Consider the following 18865-nt stretch of genomic DNA (forward strand, 5'->3'; position numbering starts at 1 on the left):
GATCGGAGGTGCGCCGCGCGGGTTCCAGGTTCGTCGTCCCGCGCCGACGAGGGACGCATAGGCCGGCCGGGCACGCGAACAGCCTCCGTCGTCTCTGACTGTGCCACAATCCTCTCGTGACCGGCTCGCCCGCATCCTCGCCCGCATCATCACACGCCGTTGTGTGCCGCGGTCTCCAGAAGCGCTACGGCAAGGTGGTGGCCGTCGACGGCCTCGATCTCGACGTGCGGACCGGTGAGTGCTTCGGGCTGCTCGGGCCCAACGGCGCCGGCAAGACGACGACTATCGAGATCCTCGAGGGCCTGCTCAAGCCGGATGCCGGCGAGGTCGAGATACTGGGGCTTCGCTGGGGCGTCGACGACCAGGCACTGCGCCAGCGCCTCGGCATCCAGTTGCAGGACACGCACTTCAGCGACAAGCTCACCGTCGAGGAGGTGGTGCGCCTGTTCCGCTCGTTCTACCGGCGCGGGCCGTCAGTCGATGACGTGCTGGCGATGGTGGAACTGGAGTCGAAACGCGGCAGTTGGGTGAGCAAGCTGTCCGGCGGCCAGAAGCAGCGTCTGGCCGTCGCATGCGCCCTGGTCAACGAACCCGACCTGCTCTTTCTCGACGAGCCCACCACCGGGCTCGACCCGCAGTCGCGGCGCCAGCTCTGGTCGCTGCTCGGCGAGTTTCGCCGGCGCGGTGGCACCATCGTCTTGACGACGCACTATATGGATGAGGCCGAGACGCTCTGCGATCGGGTGGGTATTGTCGATCAGGGACGGTTGATCGCGCTGGGCACCCCTCGCGAGCTGATCGCAACGCTTGGCGCCGAGCATGTCATCGAATTCGAGCTGGAAGACGGCGCCTTGCTCGCCGACGCCACGCTGCAGCTGCTGCCTGGCGTGCGAGACGTCCGCCGCCTCGGCGGATCGACCAGCCTGCGCGTGAGGGAACTGCACACGTCAGTGCCGGCGCTGCTGGCCGAACTGGAGCGCGAGCGCCGGACCCTCTCGCGATTCGCCACCCATCACGCCTCGCTCGAAGACGTGTTTGTCGCTCACACCGGACGGCACCTGCGCGATGAGTAGCCGCCGCCCCACGCACCACCCGCTCATCGAGCTGATCCTGATGCGCGTGCGGGAGTTTGTCCGCGAACCCGAAGCCGTGTTCTGGGTGGTCATCTTCCCTATCGTGCTGGCGTTCGCGCTCGGGATTGCGTTCCGCGCGAAGAGCGACGAACCGGTGTACGCGGGAGTGATGGCTGGCCGAGGCGGCGCCGAAATGGTGGCGGCGCTCAGCACGTCGCCCGGCATTCACGCGCGGGTCGTGACGCCCGAACAGGCCGATCGGGCGCTGCGCGACGGCAACGTCCAGGTCGTCGTCCTGCCCGGTACTCCGCCGACCTATCGCTTCGATCCCAGCAGGCCCGAGAGCCGTCTGGCGCGATTGGCGGTCGATGCCGCGCTGCAGCGGCTCGCCGGCCGCCCCGATCGTTTCACCGCCGCCGAGCAGCCGCTGCAGGTCGTGGGCGCGCGCTACATCGACTGGCTCATCCCGGGCCTGCTCGGGATGAACATCATGGGCACCGGCCTGTGGGGCATCGGGTTCGCGATTGTCTGGGCGCGAAGCAAGAATCTGCTCAAACGCCTCGCCGCCACACCGATGTCGCGATCGCACTATCTGCTGGCGCACATCCTGGCGCGCATGGTGTTTCTCGGCGTCGAGGTCGGCGCTCTGCTCGTCTTCGCGTGGCTGATGTTCTCGGTATCGACGCGCGGGTCGCTGCTCCTGCTCGCGGCGGTGGCCGTGCTGGGCGCACTCGCATTCGGTGGAATCGGCCTGCTCGTCGCCAGCCGGGCACGGACCATCGAGGCGGTGTCGGGCTGGATGAATGCGGTGATGCTGCCGATGTGGGTGCTCTCGGGAGTCTTCTTCTCCTCGGCGAATTTCCCGGCGGCGACGCAGCCGCTGATTCATGCGCTGCCGCTGACCGCGCTCAACGACGCATTCCGGGCGGTCATGCTCGATGGCGCGTCGGTTCCTGCGATCGCGGGCGAACTGCTGACGCTCGGCGCCTGGACGATGGTGTCATTTGCCATCGCGTTGCGGGCGTTCCGGTGGAAGTAGCGAATTGCTCCCGGCGTGGTTTTCTCTCACCACACCGGTTCCCTCACTTGAGATACGTCTGCCACCACTTCAACTCGTTGAGCATGCGGTGGACGTTGTTCCAGTGGCCGCTGATCCCGTGCGGCTGCCCCGCGTACTGGATCATCCTGGCCGGCACGCCCTGCCGTCTCAGCGCAAAATACATCTGCTCGCCTTCTTCGTACGGCACGCGCTGGTCGACCTCGCCGTGGATGAACAACGTCGGCGTCTTCACGGCGCCGGCGTACGTCAGCGGCGACTGCTTGATCATCCGGTCCCGGGCGGCCGGATCCCACGGCGTGCCGAAGAACTCGGTCTCCTTGGTGCGGTAGATGTCCGCCGTACCATAGTCGCTGACCCAGTTGGTGATGCCCGCTCCGGTGATCGCGGCCGCAAAGCGATCGGGATATTGCGTGATCAGCCAGTTCGTCATGAAGCCGCCGTACGAATGACCGGTATGGCCGACTCGCTTCCGGTCGACTGGATAATGCGCCAGCACGTAGTCAATCCCCGAGACGACGTCCTGCCCGTCCTTGTCGCCCCAGGCACCCCACGTCGCCCACTTGAAGGCTTCTCCGTACCCCGTCGAACTGCGGAAGTTCGTGTCGAACACGAAGTAGCCGTTCGCCGCGAAGTACTGATGCTTGAAGTCGAAGTTGTACCCGGTGGCCGCATGGGGCCCGCCATGGCTCACCACAATCAACGGATAGGGCCCCTTCTTCGGATCGTAGCCATACGGGAACATCAGCCAGCCTTCGATTTCCGTCCCGTCAGCGCTCGGCCAGCGCAACCGTTCGGCGCGGCTGAGCGCGATTTCTGCGACGATCGCCTTGTGAACATCCGTCAGGCGACGTTCGCCGGTGCCATCGATGTTCGCGACGTAGACTTCTAGCGGCGCCTCGTGTACGCCAACCGTGTAGGCGATCCTGGTCATCGCCTTGTCGAACGTCAGGCCCCCGATCCGGCGCGGGCCTTTCGTCACCTGCTCGACGCGGCCCGCTGGCACGGACACGCGGAACAGGTGATTCTCTCCGCCGATCGCGGCCGTGAAGTAGATGAACCGGCTGTCAGGTGACCAGCGCGTGGCCCCCGGCTCGAGGTCCCAGTTCGCCGTCAGATTGATCGGATCTCCGCCTGACGACGGTCGCACGTACAGGTCGCTCGGCCCGCCGTGATTCAGCTTCTGCTTGATGATCAGATCGGTCCCGGGGTCGCGCACGTACGACAGGTAGGTGCCGTCGGGCGAGTACTTCGGGTCGCTGTACACGAACCCGTCGTCTGTGAGCCGCGTGACCGCGCCGTCCACGGTCACGGTCCAGAGATCGGGACTCTCGTACTTCAGCTCGTCCCGCCAGTCCGAATCGGCCAGGAACACGAGCCGTGTGCCGTCTGGATGCCAGGCAAGACCGGACGGTCTGACGTCGAGCGTCGTGAGTGTCTTCTCGTCGCCTCCGGCCGCCGGCGCAACCACGATGTGCGCCGCGGGCCGCGCGCGCAGATTCGGAGCGGGGAACGGCTGGCCATCTCGCTGGAAGTCCTTCCAGTCGAAAGTGACGCCCTTGAACCGCTCCTCGTGACGACGCTCGAATTCGGTCGACACGGCCGCTTCGCGTTTCGCCAGCGGCGCATCGAGCAGCGAAGCGAGCCACCTGCCATCAGGACTCGGGACGCTCGCGGCCTGCTGGCCGTCGCCTGCACCTGCCGCGCCACCCCGCCCGCCGCGCCCGCTGCTGCCCCGGGCAGGTCGCGACGGCGCCACTTTGATGGGCGGCACGTCCGGAGTCTGCGGATCCACGGTCCATTCCTGCCGGTCTGCCGCATAGGCCAGACGATCGTCATCGGTCCATCGCACGCTGGCTATGTCGCGGCCGTAGTGCAGGAGGCGCCGTGGCGGAGCCGAGCCATCGGTCGGCACCACCCACGTCTCGCTGCGCGTGCTGTTGTCGTCCTCGATGCGCGTGGACACCGAGTAGCTCACCCACTTGCCGGCGGGGGCCAGCGACGGGCTGCCGACGGTCTGGATGCGGTAGTAGTCCTCAATGGTGAGCGCACGCCCCGCAGTCGGTTTCTGTTGCGCATGCGACATGAGGACGGGAGCGACGCCAACGCAGACCACGATCGCCAGACCAGCCCGAAGCCACCGCCGCATACGCACCTCCTACTTCTTTGTGACCTTCTCTTCTTTCAGAATCTTCTTCGAGAAGTAGAACACCAGCCACGCGACAATCAGGAAGTCGATGCCCGCGCCGATCACGGGGCCGATCAGAAAGCGGATCGGTCCCAGGTCGAACGTGGCCGTGCGCCAGGCGCCGCCCGGCACGAAGAACGTGATGATCGGCATCAGGATGCCGTCCACGACCGTGGTCACCATGGCATTGGCCTTGCCGCCGATGATGACCGCGATCGCCAGACCGATTACGCCGTACTGCTTGAGGAACGCGACGAATTCTTTCATCGGTGTCTCCTGTCGCCCTACTTCGCCACGGCTTTCTCCGCTCCCTTCTTCTTGAACATCGGCAGCACGTCGCGTTTGCCTTTGTCGAGGAAGCTGACGCCCTTGTCCATCCACTCCGGCCGCGGCTTGCCCAGCAGGTAGTGGTCGAAGAACTCGTCCATGTGCACCGTGAAGTGCTTCATGTTGTCGCGGTTGGTCAGGCCGTGCGGTTCGCCGTTGTAGGTGAACATGTAGGCCTCCTTGCCCAGCCTCCGCATGGCGGTATTGAACTCAATCCCCTGGTACCACGGCACCGCATCGTCGGCGTCGTTGTGGATCGTGAGGTACGGCGTCTTGATCTTCTTGACCCAGAAGATCGGCGAGTTCTCGATGTAGAGAAGCGGCGCATCCCACGGCGCGGCCCCGATGCGGCTCTGCGTCTTCTCGTACTGGAACTCGCGCACCATGCCCGTGCCCCACCGGATGCCGCCGTAGGCGCTGATCATGTTCGACACGGACGCTCCGGCCTCGACCGCCGCAAACATGTCGGTCCGGGTGATCAGATGCGTGATCTGATAGCCGCCCCATGAGTGGCCCTCGATGCCGATGCGCTTCGGATCGATGTAGCCCATCGCCACGACGGTGTTCACCGCGGGAATGACGCACTTCTCCGCGCTCTCACCGGGGAAGCCAGTGTCGTAGACGATGTCCGGCTGGAGAATCACGTAGCCGTTGCTGACATACCGCGCGACGTTGATGGTGTGGCGCACGCCTGGTGCCGCGTAGCTGTGCAGGTTCTGCGTCAGCCCCTCGTAGATGTAGACCATCAGCGGGTACTTCTTCGCCGGATCGAAGTTGTCCGGCTTGGTGAGGATCGCCCGCAGACGCTTGCCGTCCGCGTTGATGTAATCGACGAGCTCCGATCGGCCCCAGACAAACTCCGACTGCTGCGGGTTGGCGTTCGAGATCTTCTTCATATCGCGGAAGTTGATGTCGCTGCTCGTCCACAGATCCGGGAACTCCTCGAAGCGCGAGAGCGTGAACACGATGGTCTCGCCCTTCGAGGCCTTGGCGAGGGCGCCAATCGCCTTGTCCAACATCGTGATCTTCTCAGGCGCTGCAAAGAACAGAACCAGTGAGGCGGTCGGCTCGGCCTTGGTGATCCTGGAGGCCGCGCCGGAAGCCTTGACCGGCGTCCCGGCCTTCTCGGGCGGCGGCGGGTCGACCGGGGCCATGCGGTAGAAACCCATCGCCTTGGTTCGGTCATTGGTCGCTGAGAGCAGCATGGGTTTGGCCGCAGGCACAACACGTTCCTCAGGATCGAGCGAGCGGTACCGGAAGACAAGATCCTGCTTGCGGCCCTCGCCGTTGGTGATCATCCGCGCGCCGCTCCCATCCGGCTTGATCTCCCAGATGTCGAACTCGTCGTAGAGCAGCACCGACTGATCGTTGGCGGTCCAGCCTCCCACGCCGTACGGTCCCGGAAGATCAGGCGTCGTAGGGTCCTGCTGGAAGCGCACCTTCAGCTTCTCGGTGAGGTTGATTCGCGCGCCATCGGCAATCCGATACGTCCACCAGTGGCCGGCACGCTCGTCGAAGTAGATGACATACTTGCCGCCGGGAGACATCGCGGTGCCGGATCCGCCCCAGTGCTCGAGCACCTGCTTGGGTGCGCCGGTCTTCAGGTCAACCAGATACACATCGTTGTAGGCCTGATCCCACGAGATCTCCATCCGGTACGGCAGATCGGATGTGCCAATCGCTCGCACCGCGTCATCTCCCTGATTGACCGTGGGCAATTCCGGCGTCGCCAACTGCACGAACTTCTTGTCCGCCAGATGAACCACGGCGCGGTAGTTGCGCGATCGTTCCTGTTCGGCGCGCACCTTCTGCATCGGCTGGATGATCGGGTCCTTCGAAGACCACAGATCAACCTGGATCAGCGCCGGAGGCTTATTGTCCGGATCGGCTGGCGCAGCGGGTGGATTGCCCGTCGCCAGGAAGATCCTGGCGCCATCGCGCGAGAAGCGCGGTGCAAAGTCGGCGACCACCATGCCCTTGGGCATCCCGGTCGTCACGCCAGATACGAGCTCGATCGCGTCACCGGTGGGCGGCACGTGAACGGGCTTGGCCGGGGCCGCTTGCTCGGCCGCTGCCCCCGTCGCGGCCTGCCCACCAGCCGCGGGCTTGGCAGCTTCTCCCGCCGCAGCAGGCACCGCCGGCTTCGCGGCCTCTGGTGCAGGTTTGGCTGCGACAGCAGGCACGGCCGGCTTCGCGGCCTCTGGTGCAGGCATGGCTGGAGCCGCGGGTTTCGCCACTACCGTTGCGGGCTTGGCGGCGGCGCCAGCCTTGGTCGGCGTCGCGTCAGCCGCCTTCCAGTAATACAGCCGGTACGGCGACACCGGTTTGTCGTACTCAAACGCATCGCTCAAGAACACGACCTGCTGGCCGGCCTCGTCAAACGACAGGCTCTTGTAATGCCCTTGGCCGCTGAGCAGCGTCTTGATGGTGCCGTCGCTCAGATGGCGGAGAAACGCTCCGTCCTTGGCCGCGTCGGTGGAAGATGTGGCGTACGCCAGCCAGATGCCTTTCGTGTCGAACAGGTACTCGCTCACTTCAGGAATCGTCTTTTCCTCGCCCGTCGCAAGATTGCGCAGGATCAGGTCGGACCCCGGGTCTTTCCGTCTTTCACCCGTTGCGGTGGTCTGCGCCGCGGTGCCGCCGCGTCCCCCGGCCGCCGGGGCAGGCGCCGCGCCGGCTCCCCGCCCGCCACGGCCGCCGCCGCGACCGCCGCCGCCGCCCGCTCCACCCGTGCCCTTGTAGTACGCAAGCCACGAAGACGACTCGTCGGGCACGCGGAAGCTGCCCACCTTCTCAACCGTCGTGACCTTGCCATCGGCGAGCGTCATCACGCCCATGCCGGTCCGCGGCTCATTGCGTGCGGTCTGGCCGCCGCCTGTCCCGCCGCGGCCGCTCCTTCCAGCGCGACCGGTCGTCTGGCCCGCCGCAGCTGTCTGACCGCCGCCCGTCGTCTGCACAGCCGTTGCTGCTGCCGCCGCCTGGCCGCCGCCTGCCTGTCGGCCACTCGTCCCGCGGCCAGCACCGGCCGTCTGTTCGCCGCCGGTGCCTGTCGCCCCAGCGGCCTCGGTCGCGACCCGCTCCTTCTCTTCTTCGGTCTTCGTCTGCGCGATGCTGAAGATCAGGAATCTGCCGTCCTCGGTAAACGTCGCTCCCGTGCCGCGCGGATGGCGGAATTCCTGCCCGGTCGCGAGATTCCTAACGACGAGCTCGCCATCTTCGGCCTGCGACGTCACCGAGTACGCAAGCCACTTGCCGTCGTTGGATAACTTACTGCTGGGGATCGACTTCCAGTAGTCCACGACGTCATACGTCAGCGGGCGCTTGTTCGTGGAGGGCGCCTGCGCCGAGACCACGATACCCACCACTGCGATGACACAGACGAACAGGGCGAAAGTACGCCACGGGAACCGCCGACGCATAGGCACTCCTTTATAGACTGGTGACCAGCCACCGGAAGGGGGTCGCATTGGGCAGGCCCATTATCGTCGGGCGGATGCCTGGATGGTAGGGGAAATGTGGGACGCGCTAGCGCACCACCCCGATCGCATCCGCGTTCCACAGGATTGAAGGACGCAATGGCGCCGCGACCGCGCCGACCACGCGCGTGCTCGTGGCCACGTATAGCCGCGCCACCGCAAAGTAGATCACCGGCAGGTTGTCCGAGAGAATCTTCTGCGCCTGGTAGAACAGCCGCTGCCGCACGACCAGGTTCCGTTCCGCCGCCATCTTGAGAATCAGCCCATCGAGCTGGGCCTCCCATGGTGTCGATGCCTTTGGCTGCTCCATGTTCCAGACGTGCGCGCCGCCTGAGCTGAGCCAGAAATCGAGGTTCATCGCCGGATCGGAGTCGCTGGTAAGAAAACGGAAGTAGATCGCATCATAGTCGCCCTTCGTCATCCGATCGACCAGGGCGCCTACCTCCAGCGGCACCACGTCAACGGCGATGCCGACCTTCTTCAGGTCGTCGCGGATAAAGGCGGCCCCCTTCTCAAGCGCGGTGTTCCCCTTCTGCGTCACGAGTGTGAACCGCACCGCCGCGCCCAAGCCGCTTTCGAGCATCCCGTCCCGATTGGTATCGCGCAGACCCATACGTGCCAGCCCGGCCCTCGCCTCTGCCGGATCGTACGGATGGCGATCGATCGTGTTGGATGACGTCGGCGGGTACCACGTCTTGTTCGACGGCGACACCGGGCCCCACGTCGGCTCGGCGGCCCCGAGGAATACGGCGTTTGCGAATGCCTTGCGATCGACCGCCAGCGACACGGCTTTCCGGAACTCGACACTCTGCATCCACGCGCGGCGCGGATCCTTGGCCTTCGCCTCGGCCTTGAGGTTGAACCAGAACGCGTCGGCGTCAAACGACAGGCCGGCGTCAACCAGGCGCACCTTCCCTGCCGTCGCCTCCCGCTTGAGCACGGCGTAGTCGTCGGGCCGGATCTCGCTTTGCGTCAGGTCCGCCTGCCCGGACTGCACGCGCAGCAGCTCGGTGTTCTGATCTGGCGTGATCTCGATCGTCAGCCGATCCAGATATGGCAGGGGCGTGCCGGCCGCGTCCTTCCGCCAGTAGCGCGGGTTGCGCGCAAACACGAGCCGCTCCCCCGCTCTGTACTCCTGCAGCACAAACGGGCCCAGCCCAACCAGTTCGCCAGGCGCGACGCTTGCTCCCCACGCCTTGCCGAGTGATCCCGACTTGAGTGCGCCTTCGAGCTTGTGCTTCGGAAGGATGGGCAGCATGTCGAGCAGCCGCAGCCCGGGTCCAAATGCGGTCGGGAACTTGATGACGACGGTGTTGCTGTCTGGGGCGGTGACCGCGAGCGGCTTCCCGCCGACGAGCATCGCGTCGGCGAGCGTGCTTCCGGTCCGCTCGTCGTACAACGCCTGGACCGAGAACAGCACGTCGGCCGACGTGAATCTGGCCCCATCCGAGAATTGCACGCCGCGTCGCAGGTTCAGCGTGCACGTCAGGCCGTCGACCGAACACGCGAACTGCTCTGCCAGCCACGGCTCGAGCTGCTGAGTCGCGCGATTGATCCGGACGAGTCTCGCGTTGATCAACTGCGTGACCAGGCTGCTGGCGAAGTCGCGGCTCGCGTGCGGATTGAAGCTGCGCGGCTCGCTCCGCATCGTCGCCACGAGGCTGCCGCCTCTGGTCGGCAGCGCCGCCGCCACGCCGACGCTCAGCATCAACCCGACGACGCTCCAGCCCGTGACCGCTAGCCCGCGACGACGGACGCTTCTCATGGGTTCCTTGCTCCTTGTTTCTTTCCCTACACACCCGCTGCGATGTACTTGCGGATCGCCGCGATCGTCCGTTCCATTTCGGCCACGGAGTTGTAGAAGTGAGGCGACAGGCGCAGGCCGGGCCTATCCGCCCCCGAGCGCGCGGAACAGGCGATGCGTTCCTGTTGGTAAAGAGCCGCCGCCAGCTTCGCGGGATCGAGGCGGCCAGGCTGGAACGTGACGATGGCGGCAGAGTGCGACGGATCGGCTGACGTCCACACCTTCACGCCGTCGGTGCGGCGCAGCTCGGTCAACAGGAGCTGGGCCAGATGGCGCGATCGTGCCTCAATCGCGGCCCGGCCAATAGTCCCCTGCAGGGTCATTGCTTCTGCCATTCCCACAATCGCGGGTTCGTTCCGCTGGCCCAGTCCTTCGAGGCGCCGCGATACGCCAACGGCTCCCGAGTACAGGCTCACGACGCTGGCCCACAACTTCGATTCGATCTGCTTGTTGACGAACAGCACGCCGACCTCGCGCGGGCCGCACGGCCACTTGTGCGCGCTGCCCGTGAAGAAGTCGGGCTGCATGTCGGCCAGATCGATGTCGAGGATACCGAACGACTGGGCGCCGTCGACAATCGACAGCGCCCCGCGCTCGCGTGCCAGCCGACAGATATCGCGGACAGGGAACACGTCACCGGCCGACGCGGTCACGTGCGTCAGCGCGACGACGCGCGTGGCGGGCGTGAGTGCCGAGCGGAAGGCGTCCACAATCGCCGCGTGACCGGGATGCGGGCTCGGGTGCGCGACGCGGCGCACGGTGAAGCCAAACCGTTTCGCCTTCTCGTCCCAGGCGTTCAGCAGACTGGGGTGATTCTCAGCCGACACGATCACTTCGTCGCCCGACTTCAGGTCGAGCCCGCTCGAGACGAAGTTGTTGCCCTCGCTGGTATTGCGGGTGAGGACGATTTCCTCGGGCGTCGCGCGCAGGGCGGCCGCGACCGTTCGCCGCGCCTGCTCCTTCGCCTCGCTCAATTTGCGCCGGTTCGGCATCGACGGATCCGCGTCGACGTCGCGCGTGGCACGGTAGACCGCTTCGGCGACGGGAAGCGACGTCGGACAGAGGTTCGCCGCGTTCACAATTGCGAGACCGGGCGGCATGAGGAACTGCTGACGGACACGCTGCCAATAACCCTCGTCGGCCGCAGCCGGAGCGGGCACGAGCGGCGGCATCTGAGCCCGTGTCGCGGCCCACGCCGGAAGCTCGAGCCATCCGAGCGTGCCCGCCAGACCGGCCAGTCTTGTGAACGAGCGCCGACTCAGGGTCGATCGGTATGCGTGGTTCTTCGTGCTCACGACTGCCCTCCAGTTCGCCATGCGGGCCGCCGGCCAGCCTGCCGCAGCATCGTGTACCCGGCCCGCGAGTTCGTCAAGTTTCCTGCCCCTGAGCTGTCCCTTAGCGATTCACTACCGCCAGCCGCACGGGTGACGTAGAATCTGCGCGTAAACTGCTCGAACAACTGATCTGGCTCAGCGCAGACTGCCGGGCGGCGCGCGATCCAGCGGGACGACCGGGGGCGGACGGATGAACAGGTCGCAACTTCTGAAACGTCTAGATCAGACGTGGAACGCATTCACCGCGTCGTACGCTGATTTGTCCGACGCCGAAATCACGGAGCCCACTGTGACGGGCACATGGTCGATCAAGGACATCATCGTGCACGTGGCCACGTGGGAAGCGGAGTCGCTCGAGCATCTGCCAATCATTCTGGCGGGCGGGCGGCCGCCGCGCTATTCCGTGATGTACGGCGGCATCGATGCCTTCAACGCCAGGACGACGGAGTTGACGCGGAACGTGTCGATCGCCGAGGCGCTCGGGATGCGGGATGTTGCGCACCGGCGGCTCATCAATTTCATCCTGACGGTGCCTGAGGATCAATTCATCAGGGAGACGGGCTTCCGTCGTCGCCTTCGGCTCGATACCTACGGCCATTACCCGAGGCACACCGCGGCCATTCAGAGATGGCGACAGCGACGGGCGGAGAGGTAGAGCCTGCGGAAGACTGACCTCCGGGCTCCCCCCGTCCTACGGCTGCTTCCTGACAGCCATTGTCGCTTCGATTTCCTTGACCGTGCGCGGAATCCCGACAGTCAGATTTTCGCATCCGGTCTCGGTGATCACGACGGTGTCCTCGACGCGAACGCCCAGATCCTCGCCGGGCCACGTCATGTACGGTTCGTTGGCGAGAACCATGCCGACGTGCCAGATGCGCGCGCCGCGTGTAGAATACCGCTGCGCGACAATTGTCATCCAGGATTCCCGGCACATGGAGGAGACCGCTCATGAGCAGGACAGCACGGCGAGTGATCGTATGGGCCTGTTGTTTGGTACCGCTTGCGTTGATGGGTGAGACCCGGGCGCAGGTGCAGGCTCCCAAGCCAGAACAGGCGAAGTTCTGGACCGTGCCCGGGTATCGGCATGGCCCGAGCGCGTTCCGGCGCAACTTCCTGGTGGAGACCACGCCGCTCCAGGAAGGCGTCATGGACTTCAAGCACTACCACAAGTACACCGAGACCGTGGAGTTCCTGAAGCGGTGGGAGAGGCAGTACCCGGACCTGGTCAATCTCTACGTCGTGGCGCAGAGCTTCGGCGGCCTGGATATCTATCAGGTGACCGTCACCAACAAGAAGACCGGCAAGGACACCGACAAGCCCGCCATGTACGTCGAGGGCAACCGCCATGCCGGAGAAGTGACGGCTGCAGAATCGGCGCTCTGGATGCTGAATTACATGCTGACCAACTACGGGAAGGACAAGGAGGTCACTCGGCTCCTCGACAACTTCACCTACTACTTCCGCCCCGTGAACAACCCCGACGGCAGCCTGCTCTACCTGGAGACGGCCCAGACGCTGCGCAGCACGATTCGCCCGCATGACGATGACGGGGATGGGTTGCTGGATGAGGACCCCCCCGAAGATCTCGACGGCGACGGGTTCGTACGCCAGATGCGCGTGAAGGTGGCGATGGGCAAAGGGGACGCAATCCTCGATTCGCGCGATCCCTCTGGCCGCCTGATGAGGAGAGTGGGCGCGGGCAAGGGCGACTATCTGCTGCTGACCGAGGGGTACGACAACGACAAGGACGGCCGGGTCAACGAGGACGGCATTGGCGGGCTCGATTTGCACCGCAACTACCCCGAGAACTGGCGGCCGGAAACCGAAGAAACCCAGCGCGGCTTCACGCAGGGAGGCTCCGGTGAATATCCCCTGTCGGAAGTGGAGACGCGTGCAGTGGTCACCTTCCTGCTCGCCCATCCGAATGTGTCCGTCGTCAACACGATGGACACCACCGTCCCGATGCTCCTGCGTCCGCCGTCCACCTCCCCCAGTGAGGAACGGATGTATCCGGAAGACCTGACGCTGTACAAGGCCTTCGATACCAAGGGCAAGGAGATCACCGGCTACGCCAGGGCCGGCGACGTCTACAACGACTACGGCGGCGGCAGCCCGCTCTTCGGCCATAGCCCCGATTTCGGGTACTGGCAGTACGGCGCCATCTGGTATGGAGATGAGCTCTGGAACGGCGGCAATGTCGGCGATTACAACAAGGACGGCATCGTCAACGACGAACTGGACCGCCTGCAGTACAACGACAAGGAACTGAAGATCAGCCGCTTCCAGCCGTGGACCAAGATCGTCCACCCCGACTACGGCGAGGCTGAAGTGGGCGGCTGGAATCCCAAGTTCTGGAGCCAGAATCCGCCGCCGGAACTGCTCGAGATCTGGGCCGAGAAGGAAGCCCGGTTCAATCTGATGCTGGCCGCCAGCCTGCCGAAGGTGGTGATGGGCGAGCCGAAGGTCACCGGCAACGGTGACGAGTACACGATTGAGGTCTCGGTCGAGAACCAGGGCGTGATTCCGACGGCACTGAAGCAGGCCCAACTGGTCAAGATCGTGCGCCCCGATACCGTGGGGATGGTGTTCCCGGCCGGCATGACGTCGGTATCCGCCACGGGTGGCCGCGGTGGTCGAGGCGGGCGAGGCGGCGGCGGTGGCCGCGGCGCCGCTGGAGCGCAACCGGAACCGCCAGCCGCGAGTCAGGACAAGGTGATCATCGTCGAGCCGCAGGGCCGGACAGCCGTGACGATCGATCGACTGACCAGCAATGAAAAAAAACCGGTCACGTTCAAGATTCGTCTGAATGGGATCAGCGGCACGGAGTGCACGCTGCGGTATCTGTCGACGCGCGGCGGCGTCGTCGAGAAGAAGATCTATATCGGCAAGCGATAGGGGGCGATGGTCATGTTCTGGTGGCACTGGGCGGTGCTGGGATTGGCGTTGGCCGTCCTCGAGATCCTGACACCGGGCGGGTTCTACCTGGTGTTTTTCGGCGTGGCGGGCCTGGCGGTATCGGTCCTGACCCTGTTGGGTATCGGGGGACCGCTCTGGGTGCAGGTGCTGTTCTTCTCGCTGTTCTCCATCGTCAGTGTGGCGCTGTTCCGCAACCCGCTGTTGCGGAGGATGCAGCGCCAGGCGGTCGAACACGTGCCGGTGGAGACGCTGGTCGGCGAACTCGCGATCCCGGTGACCGCCATCGAACCGGGCGCGGTCGCCAAGGCCGAGTTGCGTGGCACTACGTGGACTGCGCGCAACCGCGGTACGCGGGTCATTCCGGCGGGCTGCCGGTGCAAGGTGGTCCAGATCGATGGTCTGGTCGTGACGATTGAACCTGAGTGAGGTGACAACATGGGCGGCACACTGATCGTTTTTGTCGCGCTCGCAATCCTCGTCATCATCATCCTGATCAAGACGGCCGTGGTCGTGCCGCAGCAGACGGCTGTGGTCGTTGAGCGTCTCGGCAAGTACGCGGGCACGCTGAATGCGGGCTTCCACGTGCTGGTGCCGTTTGTGGATGTGATTCGCTACCGGCACACGCTCAAAGAGCAGACGATCGAAATCCCCGCGCAGATCTGCATCACACGCGACAACGTGCAGGTGCATGTCGACGGCGTGCTCTACCTGCAGGTGCTGGACCCCGAGCGCGCGTCCTACGGGATCAGCAGCTACCTGTTTGCCATCATGCAGCTGGCCCAGACCACGCTGCGCAGTGAGATCGGCAAGATCGTCCTCGACAAGACGTTCGAGGAGCGCACCAACATCAACACCGCCGTCGTAAGCGAGCTCGACAAGGCCACCGAGTCGTGGGGCATCAAGGTTCTGCGGTATGAGATCAAGAACATCACCCCTCCGGTCGACGTGCTCGCTGCGATGGAGAAGCAGATGCGCGCCGAGCGGGAAAAGCGCGCCGTCGTCCTGACGTCGGAAGGTCAACGCGACGCCGTGATCAACAATGCCGAAGGCGAGAAACAGCAGGTGATCAAGGCGTCCGAGGCTCGAAAGCAACAGCAGATCAACGAAGCCGCGGGCCAGGCGGAGGCGATCCTGGCCGTGGCGACCGCGACGGCCGAGGGCATCCGGCAGGTGGCCATTGCCATTGAGACGCCTGGCGGCGGCAATGCGGTCAAGTTGCGCGTGGCCGAACAGTACGTCGCCCAGTTGGGACAATTGGCCAAGGGCAGCACCAATCTCATCCTGCCAGCCAACGTCGCAGACGTGGGAGCCATGGTCGCGCTGGCGATGAACGTACTCAACCAGCAGAAGGCCTAGGGCGTTCGCCGACAGTCGCTGCGGCGAAGGCAGGCGGCATGGTGCGGCACGTGAGTCAGCGCTGCCGCGCGGAGGAAATCATATGTGGAAACGCTGCATCATTTCGACTGCACTGCTCATCCTGCCCGTCGTCTCGGCGGCGCAGGTCACCGCCATCAAGGCCGGCAAGCTCGTGGACCCTGACACCGGCACCGCGGCCGTCAACCAGATCATCCTGATCGAGGGCGAGAAGATCAAAGAGGTCGGCCCGAACGTCAAGATCCCGCCCGGCGCGGAGGTGATCGACCTGTCGAAGATGACGGTCCTGCCCGGCCTCGTCGACGCCCACACCCACATGGCCATCACGTACAAGGAGGTTCCCGAGAACAACTACTACTACCTCACGTACGTGATGGACTCGACGCCGCTGCGCGCCATCCAGGCCGCGTCAAACGGCATGCAGATGCTCGCGTCTGGCTTCACCGTGGTGCGCGACGTGGGCAATAACGCGCTCTACGCCGACGTGGCCCTGCGCACGGCGATCGAGCAGGGATGGCTGCCCGGGCCAACGGTGATTCCGTCCGGCCCCATGATTGGCAGCACGGGCGGCCAGTTCTGGCCGACGCCCGAGATGTACAAGGATCACAACATCATGTACCCCGAGTACATCGATGCCGACAGCCCGGACGAAATCGTCAAGGCAGTGCGCCAGAACATGCTGTTCGGCGCGAAGACGATCAAGCTGTGCATTGACTGCAAGCCGTGGGGCTACTCGGTTGACGACATCAAACTGGCGATGCGAGAGGCCGCCAAGGGCGGGTGCCTCGTCGAAGGCCACGTGCAGACGCCCGAAGGCGCTCAGCGCTCCATCGACGCGGGCATCCACATCATCGCGCACGGGAGGGCGCTGACGCCCGAGCATCATCGCCAGATGGCTCAGAAGGGCATCTTCCTGGCGGGCACCGATACCCCATTCACCGCGTACCGCGGCACCGAGGCTGCCTTCAAGGACGCCGTCGCCAACCTGCGCGACGCGTGGGAGAAGAAGGTGCCGGTGACATTCTCGACCGACATGGACTACTGGAACGAGCGGATGAAGAAGGCCAACGGCGACTGGATGTCGCGCGGCGAGATCACCATCAACTTCCTGCTCACCTGGAAGGCCGCCGGCATTCCCGCCGCCGACACGCTCAAAGCGCTCACCATCACCGGATATCAGGCCTCCGGCATCATCAACGAGCGCGGGCCGATCAAACCCGGCATGTTCGCGGACATGATTGCGGTGCCAGGCAACCCGCTCGAGGACATCGACGCGGTGCGCAACGTCCAGTTCGTCATGAAGAACGGCCTCGTCTACAAACGCGACGGCGTAATGACACCGGAGAAGTTCTTCCATCCCGGGCCGGTGAAGGGCTGGAGAGCGAAGTAGCCGCCAAGGGCGGCGGCAGTCAACCTCGCCCGGTGACGGCGGCGTGCAGGCGCGAACCTCGCCCCTGCGCGCCGGTTTCCGCGCTACTTCCCGTTCCGCGCCAGCCCGGCGCGCGCCTGCGCCACCATGTCCTTCGTCTCCTTCATCAGCGTTGGGACGTGATACGGAATGCCGTCCTTGATGGTCCACTCGATGCCGCCGCCGTGGACGAGCTTGATGTTCCTGTCGCCCGGCACAAGCGGCGCGTAGTTGGACACAGGCTGGCCGTTGAGGGTGAGGATGTCCACGCCGTACGGGTTGAGCACGCGCAGATTGTCGAGGGGATTGCCGTTCACCACGATCAGGTCTGCAATGTAGCCTTCGCGAATCCGGCCCAGCCGATCCTCCAGGCCGAGCAGTTTCGCGCCGTTCACTGTGGCGTGCTTGATGATTTCGAGGGGCTCGAACCCGGCCTCTTCCATCAACTCAAGTTCGCGAATGTAACCGAAACCGTACAGGTTGTAGATGAACCCGGCATCATCGCCGACGGTGATCACGCCGCCCTTGTTCGAGAATTCGCGCAACAGGCCCATCCACACCAGGAAGTCCTTCTGCCAGCGCACCTCCTGCGTGTGCGTCCAGCCGAAGAAGTACGATCCGTGCTTCTCCAGGCCCGGCTTCCAGTACTCCTCCATCGTCGGATGCAGGTAGTCCTTGAGCCATGGCACGTTCTGCGCCCGGATCAGATCACGGCTCGCGACATAGGCGTCCATCGTCGGGCACCAGGTCACGTTGTGGTTGACCATCAGGTCGAGCACGTCCGAGAGCTTCTCGCGGTTGAGATTGGGCTGAAGGTAGAGCTCGCCGGCGCGCCCGAACCGGTGAATCTCGTTGCTGGCGTTGTGGTCGGGCGGGAAATGCTGGATGCCATCGAGCGCCGCATCGGCCACGCCGTAGAAATGCTCGATGGAAGTGACATCGAGTTCGGCGTAGTCTCTCGCGTTGGTCTCCTCCACCGCGATGTGCACGGCGGTGCGCAGGCCCTGCTTGTGGGCCTCGTCGAGCACGGCTTCGGCCTGATCGCGATCCATCCCGAACAGCTTGAGGCCGTCCACGCCTTCGGCTTTCGCAAAGCGCACGCCCTCGGGAATCTGGGCAGGCTTCATGCCCTTTGACATCCACAGGGTGCTGTAGACGAGGATCCTCGGCGCCACGAGCGTATGCGCGCTGCTTTGCGCGCGCCACTGCTTTGCCTTCGCCCAGTCGGAACTGACGTCGCGCACCGTCGTCACTCCCGACGCGAGGTAGAGGTTCATCTCGTACTGAAGCGGCTGTGGCACGCCGCCGCGTTCGTCCTGCAGGTGCATGTGTGCATTGATGAGGCCCGGCAACACGTACTTGCCTGTCGCGTCAATCACCGAGTCGGGGGGCGGATCGCCTGGCGACCAACGGCCGATCTTCGCGATCAGGCCGTCCTGAACGAGGATGTCGGTCGGGCCGTACGCGGGCTTGCCGTTTCCGTAGACGACCATCGCATTCTGGATGAGCAGCCGCTTGACGGACTGCGCGTGGTGCGGTGCACTTGTTGCGGCCAGCGCGCGCGGCTGCAGCCTCGCGGTTGCTGGTGGTGAAGGCGGCGTCTTCGCCGAAGCGGAGCCGGCAGACGGCATTATCTCGACACGCGCGGGCTGCCGCGCCGCGCCCAGTTGCAGCACCGTCACTACCAGGACGATGGCCGCAACCCACAGACACTGAACACGAGAATCACCATGTCGCATGTCTGAATCCTCCTCAGAGTCCCAAGCGAGGCCGTGGTCCGTCGGGGCGATTGGCGAGAAGTCTATCAGAGAGGGCGCGCTGGGTTCTGGAACCCATTTCGATACCGCCCGGGCGTCTCGCCGGAGACTCCGGTCAAGAAGTAGAAGGCCAGGGACTCGCGACTTGAGT

General features: G+C 64.9%; 14 protein-coding genes. 7 read left to right on the forward strand and 7 right to left on the reverse strand.

Translation table 11 applies throughout. The annotated features are described in order from the left end of the window. Positions 1-116 precede the first annotated feature (116 nt). Both NTV05_18320 and NTV05_18325 read left to right on the forward strand, forming a co-directional pair. A complete protein-coding gene (locus NTV05_18320) occupies positions 117-1073 on the forward strand; it encodes an ABC transporter ATP-binding protein (GenBank protein ID MCX6546352.1) in 957 nt (318 codons plus the stop codon). Then, positions 1066-2112 (forward strand): ABC transporter permease, encoded by a 1047-nt coding sequence (locus NTV05_18325; protein ID MCX6546353.1) that lies wholly within the window; start codon positions 1066-1068, stop codon positions 2110-2112. The genes NTV05_18320 and NTV05_18325 overlap by 8 nt, the downstream gene beginning before the upstream one ends. Before the next feature lie 43 nt (positions 2113-2155). On the opposite strand, the gene NTV05_18330 is transcribed toward NTV05_18325, so the two are convergent. The 5 genes from NTV05_18330 to NTV05_18350 form a co-directional block, all read right to left on the reverse strand. Beyond that, on the reverse strand, positions 2156-4279 hold the full coding sequence (locus NTV05_18330; protein MCX6546354.1) for a S9 family peptidase: 2124 nt from the start codon (positions 4277-4279) through the stop codon (positions 2156-2158). Between the two features lie 9 nt (positions 4280-4288). Continuing rightward, positions 4289-4585, reverse strand: coding sequence for an MscL family protein (locus NTV05_18335; GenBank protein MCX6546355.1), 297 nt, complete (start codon positions 4583-4585; stop codon positions 4289-4291). 17 nt (positions 4586-4602) lie between these two features. Next, a complete protein-coding gene (locus NTV05_18340) occupies positions 4603-8064 on the reverse strand; it encodes a prolyl oligopeptidase family serine peptidase (GenBank protein MCX6546356.1) in 3462 nt (1153 codons plus the stop codon). Positions 8065-8170: 106 nt separating this feature from the next. Beyond that, complete coding sequence (locus NTV05_18345; protein MCX6546357.1) at positions 8171-9886, reverse strand: ABC transporter substrate-binding protein; 1716 nt, start codon at positions 9884-9886, stop codon at positions 8171-8173. A gap of 26 nt (positions 9887-9912) precedes the next feature. Then, positions 9913-11220 (reverse strand): aminotransferase class V-fold PLP-dependent enzyme, encoded by a 1308-nt coding sequence (locus tag NTV05_18350; GenBank protein ID MCX6546358.1) that lies wholly within the window; start codon positions 11218-11220, stop codon positions 9913-9915. A gap of 229 nt (positions 11221-11449) precedes the next feature. On the opposite strand from NTV05_18350, the gene NTV05_18355 reads away from it, so the two are divergent. After that, on the forward strand, positions 11450-11914 hold the full coding sequence (locus NTV05_18355; GenBank protein ID MCX6546359.1) for a DinB family protein: 465 nt from the start codon (positions 11450-11452) through the stop codon (positions 11912-11914). Positions 11915-11950: 36 nt separating this feature from the next. Here NTV05_18355 and NTV05_18360 read toward each other — a convergent pair whose 3' ends face one another. Next, the gene (locus tag NTV05_18360) at positions 11951-12175 is read right to left on the reverse strand and encodes a M24 family metallopeptidase (protein ID MCX6546360.1); all 225 of its coding nucleotides are present in this window, start codon (positions 12173-12175) and stop codon (positions 11951-11953) included. 32 nt (positions 12176-12207) lie between these two features. Here NTV05_18360 and NTV05_18365 point away from each other — a divergent pair, with 32 nt between their 5' ends. From NTV05_18365 to NTV05_18380, 4 genes are all read left to right on the forward strand, one after another. Beyond that, positions 12208-14154: a M14 family metallopeptidase gene (locus NTV05_18365; GenBank protein ID MCX6546361.1), complete on the forward strand. Its 1947-nt coding sequence runs from the start codon at positions 12208-12210 to the stop codon at positions 14152-14154. 6 nt (positions 14155-14160) lie between these two features. Beyond that, entirely contained in the window at positions 14161-14601 is a 441-nt protein-coding gene (locus NTV05_18370; protein MCX6546362.1) for an NfeD family protein, read from the forward strand. 9 nt (positions 14602-14610) lie between these two features. Further along, positions 14611-15531, forward strand: a complete 921-nt coding sequence (locus tag NTV05_18375; protein MCX6546363.1) for a paraslipin — start codon at positions 14611-14613, stop codon at positions 15529-15531. Positions 15532-15613: 82 nt separating this feature from the next. Next, positions 15614-16939, forward strand: coding sequence for an amidohydrolase family protein (locus tag NTV05_18380; protein ID MCX6546364.1), 1326 nt, complete (start codon positions 15614-15616; stop codon positions 16937-16939). Between the two features lie 83 nt (positions 16940-17022). Here NTV05_18380 and NTV05_18385 read toward each other — a convergent pair whose 3' ends face one another. Continuing rightward, positions 17023-18696: an amidohydrolase family protein gene (locus NTV05_18385; protein ID MCX6546365.1), complete on the reverse strand. Its 1674-nt coding sequence runs from the start codon at positions 18694-18696 to the stop codon at positions 17023-17025. Between the last annotated feature and the right edge of the window lie 169 nt (positions 18697-18865).

The organism is Acidobacteriota bacterium (assembly GCA_026393755.1).
Classification (GTDB): Bacteria; Acidobacteriota; Vicinamibacteria; order Vicinamibacterales; family JAKQTR01; genus JBAXOX01.